Source organism: Nocardia ninae NBRC 108245 (genome assembly GCF_007990755.1).
Taxonomy (GTDB): Bacteria; Actinomycetota; Actinomycetes; order Mycobacteriales; family Mycobacteriaceae; genus Nocardia; species Nocardia ninae.
Genome location: NZ_BJXA01000091.1, coordinates 21098 through 30872, shown reverse-complemented (window position 1 = coordinate 30872; position 9775 = coordinate 21098). Strand labels below are relative to the sequence as shown.

Genomic DNA, 9775 nt, shown 5'->3' with positions numbered 1-9775 from the left:
CGGCCGAGCTCGGCGCCGAGCCGAGTGCGCCGTTCAGCACGCCGGTCGCCTGATCGAGCGCCTGCGTCACCGGCGCGGACACGTGCTGCAGCGCGGATTGGGTGTCACCCAGAAGGGCCGAGACATCGGACGGCACGCCGACGATGCTCTGCGCGTCCGGCGTGGGATTGCCGTTCATTCCCGGCAGTCCGGCCGGCGTGGCGAGCGCGTTGTTCTGCTCGTCGCTGATCCGCTTGGACAGCACGAACTCCGGCGACTCGATCGGCGGTATATCGTCGGGCACCTGGCCGAGCGGCACGTCGAGCACGGCCTGCGCGGCCGAGTTCTGCGTCGCCTCGAACACGGCCTGCTGACTGATGGCCACGTTCTGATCGGCGGCGTGCGCTATCGCATGCTCCTCCGGCGCGATCACCCCCGTGTCGAGTGGCTTCATACCGCCCCGCCGATCTGGTTGCCGATGGCGTTGAGCGCGGCCGAGCTGGACCAGTCGGTCGCGTCGTAGGCCGCGGCGGCGCTGAACGCCGACTCGGAAAGCTTGGAATACTTGGCGGACAGATCATTGATGTCCTTCGCCTGCAGCACCTGTGCCGCGGCGAACATTGCCAGGTAGTCGACCCCGATCAAACCGAACACCGGCACGAGTGCCGAGACGTTCTTGACCGCGTCGAAATTACCTGCCCCCGCAAGATCACCGGCGATGCCCGCGTTCGTGGCGGCGAACGCCCGGACCGCGTCGGTCTCTACCGAGAGATCACTCATCGAGTTGCCCCCCAAATCGTCGTGCACATCAGTGTCGTGAACTTCTTCGTCGTCACCGTCTGCCCATGCCGAACGGCATGGCCGCTACGGTTGGGCTCAATATAGCGGACGGTACCGGCAACTTTCGAGCCCATCGCGACGTTCACAGGGGGAATAGGAAGGAAACTGGAACGTGTTGCAAATTAGAACAAGTTCTATATTCTCGATGCCATGAAGGTCGCAGTGACCGGCGCAGCCGGCTACCTTGGCACGAATCTGCTCCGCCTGCTGGTCGCGCGCGGCCATGAGGTGACTGCCATCGATCGGGTGGTGCCACCGACGGCGGAAGAGCCGAACGTCACCTGGGTCAGCGGGAATGTGCTGGATCCTGCGTCGATGCGGGAGACGCTGCAGGGCGCCGAGATCGTCTATCACCTGGTCGCGGTGGTCACCCTCGCCGAAAAGAACGACCTGGCGTGGAAGGTGAACACCGAGGGCGTCCGGGTCGTCGCCGAGGCCGCGCTCGCGGTGGGCGCGCGGCGCATGGTGCACACCAGTTCGATCCACGCGTTCAACCAGTACACCTGCGGCGGGCGGATCGACGAGAGCGCGCCCCGCTCCACCGATCCCACTCTCCCCGTCTACGACCGCTCCAAGTGGACCGGCGAGGTCGCGCTGCGCAAGGTGATCGACCAGGGCCTGGACGCGGTGCTCTGCAACCCCACCGGCGTGTTCGGCCCCCTCGACTACAGCAAGCCGCTGTCCCGCATCAACCGCACGCTGCGCGACGCGGCGCAGGGCCGCATTCCGGCGATGATCGGCGGCGGCTTCGACCTGGTCGACGTCCGTGACGTGGCGCAGGGCCTGGTCCTGGCGTCCGAGCGCGGCCGCACCGGCGAGAACTACCTGCTCGGCGGCGAGATGATCTCGATGCTCGACCTGTGTCGCCTGGCCGCGAGCCACGGCGGCAAGCGCGGCCCCCGATTCGCCATCTCCCCCAAGCTCGTCGGCGCGGCGATTCCACTGCTGGCGCCGATCGGCAAGGCCTTCAAATCCGACATCGTCTCGAAAGCCGCACTGGGCGCGCTGATTTCGGCTCCCGTCGTGGACCACGGCAAAGCCGAGCGCGAACTCGACTACCGCCCGCGCTGCACCGACGAGACCGTCCGCGACCTCGTCGCCTTCTTCGCCGACCCGACCCCGCTGGCGCCGGATACTCGGCAGATCGCCTGACCAACGGCACCCGGACCGACTAGTCAAGCTTGCCTAGTCGCCCACCGGGTGCTACTTTTTCCGTAGCTAGCCAAATTTGGCTAGCTTCTCCGAAAGAGGGTGTTCTCGATGGCCGGCGAAATGACTATGCCGATACTGCCCTGCAATTCGATCGACGAGGTCGCCGAGTTCTACCGGATGCTCGGCTTCGAACAGACCTACCGGCAGACCCGCCCGAACCCGAGCCTGGTCATGCGATGGGAAGATATCCACCTGCACTTCGGCGCGATCCCGGGCTTCGTTCCGGCCGATTCCTACGGATCATGCGTGGTGTTGGTCCCCGATATCGGCGCGCTGTTCGCCGCTTTCGCCGAGGGGATGCGCGCGGTGCACGGCAAGCTACTGATCTCGGGAATACCGCGGATGACGCGGCCACGCAAGCGCAAGAACGCCGACAATCTCACCGGTTTCCTGGTGGTCGATCCTGGCGGGAACTGGATTCGCTTCCACCCCAAGGCCGCAACGCCGGAACAGCCTGTCGACGCGCCCCTGGGCAGGCTACGCAAGACCTTGGACAACGCGGTCGTCATGGCCGATTCGCACGGCGACAATGCCCACGGCGCAAAGATTCTCGACGGCACCCTGGCGCGCGAGCAGAACACCGCGACACCGGTCGACCTCGTCGACGCACTGACCTATCGAGCCGAATTGGCAGTCCGGATGGGCGACCCGGACTTGGCAGGGCAACTACTCGACCGCAGCCGGGCGATACCGTTGACCGACGCCGACCGCGTCGCCCTCGCCGAGGCCCTGTCCAATGCCGATGAGCTGCAACGCATTCTGAGCTCCACCACCGACTGAAAGGAACCCATGTCCGCCGTTCGCCTGCTCGTTCTCGGCGCCGTCCGGCGCCGGGACCGCGCGCACGGGTATCAAGTACGCGCAGACCTGGAATCCTGGGGTGCCCATGAATGGGCGGGCGTGAAGTCCGGCTCCGTCTATCACGCGCTCAAAGCCATGACCGGCGAAGGACTGCTGATCGCGCACGAAATCACCCCGAGCACCACGGGTGGGCCGCCGCGCATCGAATACGAGGTCACCGACGCGGGCGACCAGGCCTACTTCGCTCTGCTGCGCACCGCTCTCTCACAGCGGGATCCGCGGATGGACATGCTCGCCGCCGCCGTCGGTCTCATCGATGACCTCCCCCGCGCCGAAGCCATCGACCTGCTGCGGCAACGCGCCGAGATGATGGAGCAGTGGCGGAGGAGCGTCACCGGCGAACTGCCGCCCGGCACCGATCTGGATACCTGGGGACCGGTCGGCGAAGTACTCGGACTGTGGTTGCACACCGCGGACAGCCGCGCCGAATGGACACTTAGACTCATCCGCCGCCTCGAGGCGGGCGCGTTCGATATGGCAGACGACAAAACTCGGCAGTGAGGCTGGCATGATCAGGGGCAGCGGGTGGCGAGGACGCAGAACTCGTTTCCTTCCGGATCGAGGAGGACCACCCAACTCACCTCGCCTTGGCCGACGTCCGCGTACCGAGCACCCAGCTCCAGCAAGCGACGGACCTCTTCGTCCTGATCCCGGTCGGTCGGGTTGACATCGATGTGCAGCCGGTTCTTGATCGTCTTCCCCTCGGGCACGCGCGCGAACCCCAACGTCGGTGGCACCGGACCCGGACGATCCCTCCCTTCCGGCACCGAAGGAGAACCGATGGTAACGAACCCGTCCTCTTCGTCCTGCACCTCGTAACCGAGCACCGCACACCAGAACTGAGCGAGGCTCGCGGGATCGGCACAGTCGATCGCGAGCTCGGTGAACTTACTGGCCATGCCAAGACCTCCCAGTGGATAACAGGTGCGCTCTCCCACTCAACCCTGCACCGGACCGTTCGGCCACTCAATTTGCGCCTGGCGATGATCCGTTCGGTGACGACCGACCGCATCTTTCGAATAACTGACGGGCGACACGCCCGCTCGAACGCACTTACGTTTCCATCCATGTGGTCGCGTATGACGAATGCTTTTCGGGGCGACGATGTGGGCGTCCTGCTCGCTACTCGAGTCGTACTGCGTCGGCGCGCCGCGTATCCAGGTGCGAGCGGCCGCCGCGAGGTTCGATCAACCAACTTCTGGGCCGGCGACGGCCCGGACAGACGGAAGGTTCGACATGCGGAAGTTGCACGCCTTTTCCCTCTCCACGATCGCGCTCGTCATGCTCTCGGGGTCGGCCGGAACAGCCGCGGCAGGCCCGGACTCGGATGATCAGAACCTGGCGTCCTATCTGCTCCGGGTGCCGCTGCCTGGGCCGGCCACCGATCTGGAGATCATCACGCCAGAGAAGTACACGAAGCTCAATCAGGCGTTTTGTTCGAAGGATGAGTTCTCGGAAAAGATGCTGAAAGACATCGACACGGTGTACAAGAAGGCCCTGCCGGTCGTCTTCGGCACACCGGAGGCGCCCAAAGACCCGATCGCCGAAGCCCGCCAGGAAGTGCTGGGAACTGCCGAACTCACCAATGAAGCTCGGTGGAAACTGTGTCCCGGCAAAACCGAACGGATCAGCGATACCCAGGCCGCCTACCACAAGGCTCTGGTACGGCACATCAAGGAGGATGGCACCACTCCCGCGGAAAAGCTGCGGGAGGAGGGCATGACAGCCGAGGACAAGAAAGACGTGACCGTCGATATCTGGGCAATGCGCCTGAGCGGATTCAAAACCGCCTTTCAAAAATATCTCAGCCCCACCGAGATCTGAGCGCCTCGAAGCGATGCAGTACTGCAACGTCCCCACTACGGGGGCGTTGCAATGTTGGACCGGCCAGACACGGGCGGCGCACCGCTGATACGTCACGCGCTGTCGCTCAGCACTCGATCGGGTACGTCGAGCGGCGTACCCGGGCCGCCAGTAGGCAGTATCGGCCAGACTGCCGTTCGTCGAGGACGGGTGCTACCCCTCGATGGCGGTGGCCGTCCGGCCGCGTGCACAGCGGCGGGCAGCCTACGGTCGGACTCGGCCGGGTTCGTCAATGATGAGGAAGACCATCAAGCCGATCACTGCCGTTTGCATGAACAGCTGCCCCAGTGGGTCGCTCCAGACCGTGCCGGTGCGGACGATCGACGTGGCGAGGCCTGCCAGGATCAAGGCGACAACGATCAGCGAGGCAACCGGTCTACGGATTGTCCACCGTTTCCGCGGACCATCTACCGCGCCGGTTTCCAGCCCGACTGAGACCAAGACCAGCAAGCTGGCCACGAGAAGGGTGATGCCGAATAGACGAGTCGCCGTCAGGTCACCCCAGTCCTCGCTGACAACCAACCTGGTCAAGCCGGCCATGTACAGGCCGACGACGACAAGCGCGGCGACCCCTCTGAACTTCGACCATCGCTTCTTCGGGCCTTCTGCGGCAACCGATCCCGCCCCTGTTGCACTCACAGCAGGAGCCTACAAGTCCGAACGTCACGCCGCGCCGGTAAGCAGCACACTCATACCGCGCACTATGTGCCTGGGATAGCGAGATCCACTGGGGGACAGCTATTTCAGCAGTCCCGTTCAACACCCCCCGCATAACTCCCCCAGTCGGGGGAGTACGAAATCGGTCTCCCGGCCGACGTTTGTGGGCACCGACTTTCCATACCGTCGAAGAGCCCTGCCAAGCCGATCCCGCGACAGGTGCGGGATTCGCTCGGCTGCTCAGCGTCGCGCCCATCAGGAGCTACTGTGCTTTCCGCCTTCATTTCGGCTGCCCGAACCCCGGAACTCCGGCGCAAGGTTTTGTGGACGCTCGGACTGCTGGCGTTGTTTCGACTCGGCGCGATAGTTCCTTCTCCTGGTGTGGATTTCGCGGCGGTGCGCAGCTGTATCGAGCTGAACTCGGGTGGTGAGTCCGCCGGCATCTACCAGCTGATCAACCTTTTCTCCGGCGGCTCGATGCTGCAACTCTCGGTTTTCGCGGTCGGCATCATGCCCTACATCACCGCGAGCATCATCACGCAGCTGCTGACCGTTGTGATCCCACGCTTCGAGGAATTGCGGCAGGAAGGGCAGTCCGGCCAAGCCAAAATCGCGCAGTACACCCGCTATCTGGCGATGGCGCTGGCCTTGCTGCAAGCCTCGACGCTGGTTGCGTTGGCCGCGCGCGGCCAGCTTCTGCGCGGCTGTGCCGATGACATCTTCGCCGACAGCTCGCTCTTCGCCATGCTCACCGCGGTGCTCGTGATGACCGCGGGCGCGGCGCTGGTCATGTGGTTCGGCGAGTTGATCACCGAGCGGGGTTCCGGCAACGGTATGTCGCTGCTGATCCTCGCGGGCATCGCCTCGCAGATTCCCGCTCAGGGTGGGTCGATCCTGGAAAGCCGGGGTGGAATCGTCTTCGCGGGAGTCTGTTTCGCGATTGCCGCACTGATCGTCGGCGTGGTCTTCATCGAGCAGGGTCAACGTCGGATTCCGGTGCAATATGCCAAGCGCGTGGTGGGACGGAAGATGTACGGCGGTTCGGCGACGTACCTGCCACTGAAGGTCAATCAGGCCGGTGTCATCCCGGTCATCTTCGCCTCGTCGCTGCTTTTCCTCCCGAACCTGCTCGCGCAATTCAGTCCGGGGAACTCCGTTGCGGAGTTCATCCAGAAGTATCTGGCCGACATTGATCATCCGGTCCACGTCACCGGCTATTTCGCCCTGATCGTCTTCTTCTCCTACTTCTACGTCGCGATCACCGTGAACCCGCAGGAGCGTGCCGCGGAGATGAAGAAATTCGGCGGCTTCATCCCCGGCTATCGGCCCGGCAAGCCGACGGCCGATCATCTGAGCCATGTGCTCACTCGGATCACCCTGCCCGGATCCCTGTATCTCGGTGCCGTAGCGGTGCTGCCGAACCTGGTGCTGGGTTTCGGCGTGTCCGGTTCGGCGTCGAGCCTGGCCTTCGGCGGCACCTCCACGCTGATCATGGTGAGCGTCGCCCTGGACACGGTCAAACAGCTCGAAAGCCAAGCGCTCAACAGGAATTACCAGGGCTTTCTGCGATGAACATGCGGCCCCGCTGGGCATCGGCGGCCGATGAGCCTACGGTCTGAAACCATGGTTGCGAACCGCTCGACCCATCCGCTGCTACGCGTGGTGTCGACGCTCATTCTCGCGATCACCGCAATGACGCTGTCGGTGGCTACCGCGCACGCGGACACGCGTTCGGCCGACTACGCGGTGAACCTGCGGCCGGGAGACGCCGGCCCTACTCGCGGACAAACGATCTCGGTACTACTGGCCGACGGTCAGCTGCTGTTCCGGATGGGTATGCAAGCCGCGATCGCAGGCCAACCGGATATGACCTGCGTCGCGGAGGTCAGCGACGGCCTCGCCGCCGTTCGGGAGATCCAACGCCTGCGCCCGGACGTTGCCTTCATCGATCTCGACCTGCCCGGCTTGGCCGACGCCGGCCCGATCGACACCGCCACCACCAGAATCCTCGCCCTCGCCACCGAGCACACCGACGAAAACCTCTACCGCGCATTGCATCTCGGTGCGACAGGCTTCCTCGCGCGATCCGGTCCCGTCAACGATCTGCTCGCCGCCATCCGCACTGCGGTGCACGGCGCTGCCCTGATCGACCCGGTACTGACCAGGCAGCTGATCACGCGCCTGTCCGCAGGCATCGAACCGTTTCCGGCCACCCCGGAAGTCGAAACCCTCACTCCCCGTGAACATCAGGTCCTGCGATTCATAGCGAAGGGCTACACCAACCCGGAGATAGCCCGCGCCCTCGGCATCGGCAACCAGACCGTCAAAACCCATGTCTCCCATGTGCTCACCAAACTCGGCGTCCGTGACCGCATCCACGCCGCGGTCTACGCGCACACCCGCCGGATCGGGTCGATCGAGACATAACGGCGACAGTCGGGACGAACTTCCGTGCCCAGGAATCGCCGTTGTCAGTCACGACACGCCGCAGTAGCACGCCATGACGATGGCGACAAGGCGACCAGACCGTAGTAGAGCCGCTCGTTCTCGATCAGCAACCGAGCGGGCCGTGGTGACGCGGTGCCGAGGCGCAGACGTGCCGAATGCTGTGCCGCGTCGAGCGTTTCACGCGGCACAGCTCGAGATCAGCTGACTGCGCGGGCAGCCTCGATGATGACTTTCGCAACGGCGCCGGGCTGGGAGACGGTCAGCGCGTGCGAGGCGCCCTTGATCTCCACCGTGGCGCGCGAGCCGGCCCGTTCCGCCATGAAGCGGTGTGCGGCGACGGGGATGTTGTAGTCGGTGTCGGGGAAGACGAACCAGGACGGGACGGTCTTCCAGTTCGGTGCGCCGGATTTGCCGTTGAGTGCGCGGTCGTTCAGCGGGCGCTGGGTGCGGGCGTCGAGGGCGGCTCGGTCCGCGGGAACGTCTGCGGCGAACTGCTGGTGGAACTTGGCGGGTTGGATGTAGAGGTCGGTGCTGCCGTCGGGCAGCACTACCTTGTCGAGTGTGTCGCCGAGCGTGCTGCCGGGGAACTTGCCGGAGAGCTCGCCGATGGTCTCCCCTTCTTCGGGCGCGAAGGCCGCGACGTAGACCAGTCCTTTGACCTTGGGATCGTGGACCTGTGAGATGACCTGCCCGCCATAGGAGTGCCCGACCAGCACGACCGGACCGTCGATCGAGGCCACCACGCTGCGGACGGTGTCGGCGTCGCCGGCGACGCTGCGTAGTGGATTGCCCACGGCGATGCTGGTCAGACCCTGCTGGTTGAGGTTGTCGAGCACGCCGTTCCAGCTGCTGGACTCGGCGAAGGCTCCGTGGACGAGCACGATGGTCGGCTTGACCGGGGCGGGCCCTGGCTGGGCGCCTGCGCAGCCCGCGCCGGCGAGGGTGAAGCCCAGCGCGACGGCGGTGAGCTTGACGATGGTGGTGATACGCATTGCGGGTTCCTCGAAAGAGTTAAGTTCTCAGCCGGTTACGGCTTCGAAGCAGCGGGTGGCGGCGTCGCGGTGTTCAGCGCGCGAGGAAGGCGAGCAGGTCGGCTTCGAACGCGGTGCGGAATTCCCCGTAAAGGCCGTGCGGCGCACCGGGATACACCCGCAGCGTCGCGTTCTCGAGCAGTGCCGCCGACTGCATCGCCGAGGCGTGCAGTGGGACGATCTGGTCGTCGTCGCCGTGGGCGACCAGCACCGGCACGTCGATCCCCTTCAGGTCCTCGGTGAAATCGGTTTCGGAGAACTGGGCGACGCATTCGTAGGCCGCGCGCGCCCCGACCTGCATCCCGAGCCGCCAGAACGCGCGCCGCGCACCTTCGGAGACGATCGCGTCGGGCCGATCGAAGCCGTAGAAGGCCTCGCTCAGCTCCCAGTAGAACTGCGAGCGGTCGGCGGCCACACCGGCGCGGATACCGTCGAACACCGCCATGGGGGTGCCGCCGGGGTTGGTCTCGGACTTGACCATCACCGGGGGCACGGCACCCAGCAGCACCGCTTTGGCAACCCGGCCGCTACCGTGACGTGCCAGGTAGCGCACGACTTCGCCGCCGCCGGTGGAGTGGCCGACCAGAACGGCGTCGCGCAGGTCCAGGTGCTCGATCAGCTCGCCGAGATCGTCGGCGTAGCGGTCCATGGTGTTGCCGTCCCAGGTCTGGGTCGATCGGCCGTGACCACGGCGATCGTGGGCGACGGCGCGGTAACCGTGCTCGGCGACCAGGCGAGCCTGCTCGTCCCAGGCGTCGGCGCTCAGCGGCCACCCATGGCTGAAGACGACCGGCCGGCCCGCGCCCCAGTCCTTGAAGAAGATCTGCGCCCCGTCGGTCGTGGTGAAGGTGTTTGTCATGCCGACGAAGTTACGAACGCAGCCA

At 65.2% G+C, this 9775-nt stretch carries 11 protein-coding genes and 1 pseudogene; 6 read left to right on the top strand and 6 right to left on the bottom strand.

What is annotated here, in order from left to right; translation table 11 throughout:
- Both NN4_RS38585 and NN4_RS38580 read right to left on the bottom strand, forming a co-directional pair.
- Window positions 1–433 (bottom strand): annotated as a pseudogene (locus NN4_RS38585) (hypothetical protein); the annotation flags it as partial.
- Window positions 430–759: a type VII secretion target gene (locus NN4_RS38580; protein WP_167768771.1), complete on the bottom strand. Its 330-nt coding sequence runs from the start codon at window positions 757–759 to the stop codon at window positions 430–432. The gene NN4_RS38580 and the pseudogene NN4_RS38585, both read right to left, overlap by 4 nt.
- A 210-nt stretch (window positions 760–969) precedes the next feature.
- On the opposite strand from NN4_RS38580, the gene NN4_RS38575 reads away from it, so the two are divergent.
- The 3 genes from NN4_RS38575 to NN4_RS38565 all read left to right on the top strand — a co-directional run bounded on the left by NN4_RS38575 (window position 970) and on the right by NN4_RS38565 (window position 3393).
- Complete coding sequence (locus tag NN4_RS38575) at window positions 970–1971, top strand: NAD-dependent epimerase/dehydratase family protein (protein WP_147141604.1); 1002 nt, start codon at window positions 970–972, stop codon at window positions 1969–1971.
- Between the two features lie 108 nt (window positions 1972–2079).
- On the top strand, window positions 2080–2811 hold the full coding sequence (locus NN4_RS38570; protein ID WP_147141601.1) for a DUF8817 family protein: 732 nt from the start codon (window positions 2080–2082) through the stop codon (window positions 2809–2811).
- A gap of 9 nt (window positions 2812–2820) precedes the next feature.
- Window positions 2821–3393 (top strand): PadR family transcriptional regulator, encoded by a 573-nt coding sequence (locus tag NN4_RS38565; RefSeq protein WP_147141597.1) that lies wholly within the window; start codon window positions 2821–2823, stop codon window positions 3391–3393.
- Between the two features lie 11 nt (window positions 3394–3404).
- Here the strand turns inward: NN4_RS38565 and NN4_RS38560 are convergent, their stop codons facing one another.
- Window positions 3405–3791: a VOC family protein gene (locus NN4_RS38560; protein WP_147141594.1), complete on the bottom strand. Its 387-nt coding sequence runs from the start codon at window positions 3789–3791 to the stop codon at window positions 3405–3407.
- A gap of 337 nt (window positions 3792–4128) precedes the next feature.
- Here NN4_RS38560 and NN4_RS38555 point away from each other — a divergent pair, with 337 nt between their 5' ends.
- Window positions 4129–4716 (top strand): hypothetical protein, encoded by a 588-nt coding sequence (locus NN4_RS38555; RefSeq protein ID WP_147141591.1) that lies wholly within the window; start codon window positions 4129–4131, stop codon window positions 4714–4716.
- Between the two features lie 243 nt (window positions 4717–4959).
- Here the strand turns inward: NN4_RS38555 and NN4_RS38550 are convergent, their stop codons facing one another.
- Entirely contained in the window at window positions 4960–5394 is a 435-nt protein-coding gene (locus NN4_RS38550) for a hypothetical protein (RefSeq protein ID WP_147141588.1), read from the bottom strand.
- Between the two features lie 285 nt (window positions 5395–5679).
- Between NN4_RS38550 and secY the strand changes: the two genes are divergently transcribed.
- Together secY and NN4_RS38540 are read left to right on the top strand one after the other, a co-directional pair.
- The gene (gene secY / locus NN4_RS38545; RefSeq protein ID WP_147141585.1) at window positions 5680–6984 is read left to right on the top strand and encodes a preprotein translocase subunit SecY; all 1305 of its coding nucleotides are present in this window, start codon (window positions 5680–5682) and stop codon (window positions 6982–6984) included.
- Between the two features lie 51 nt (window positions 6985–7035).
- Window positions 7036–7839 carry a LuxR C-terminal-related transcriptional regulator gene (locus NN4_RS38540; protein WP_246181318.1) on the top strand — a complete coding sequence of 268 codons (804 nt, stop codon included), beginning with the start codon at window positions 7036–7038 and terminating at the stop codon, window positions 7837–7839.
- A 218-nt stretch (window positions 7840–8057) separates the two neighbouring features.
- Here the strand turns inward: NN4_RS38540 and NN4_RS38535 are convergent, their stop codons facing one another.
- Window positions 8058–8852 carry an alpha/beta fold hydrolase gene (locus NN4_RS38535; protein WP_147141582.1) on the bottom strand — a complete coding sequence of 265 codons (795 nt, stop codon included), beginning with the start codon at window positions 8850–8852 and terminating at the stop codon, window positions 8058–8060.
- A gap of 73 nt (window positions 8853–8925) precedes the next feature.
- Window positions 8926–9750 carry an alpha/beta fold hydrolase gene (locus NN4_RS38530; RefSeq protein ID WP_147141579.1) on the bottom strand — a complete coding sequence of 275 codons (825 nt, stop codon included), beginning with the start codon at window positions 9748–9750 and terminating at the stop codon, window positions 8926–8928.
- Window positions 9751–9775: the final 25 nt, after the last annotated feature.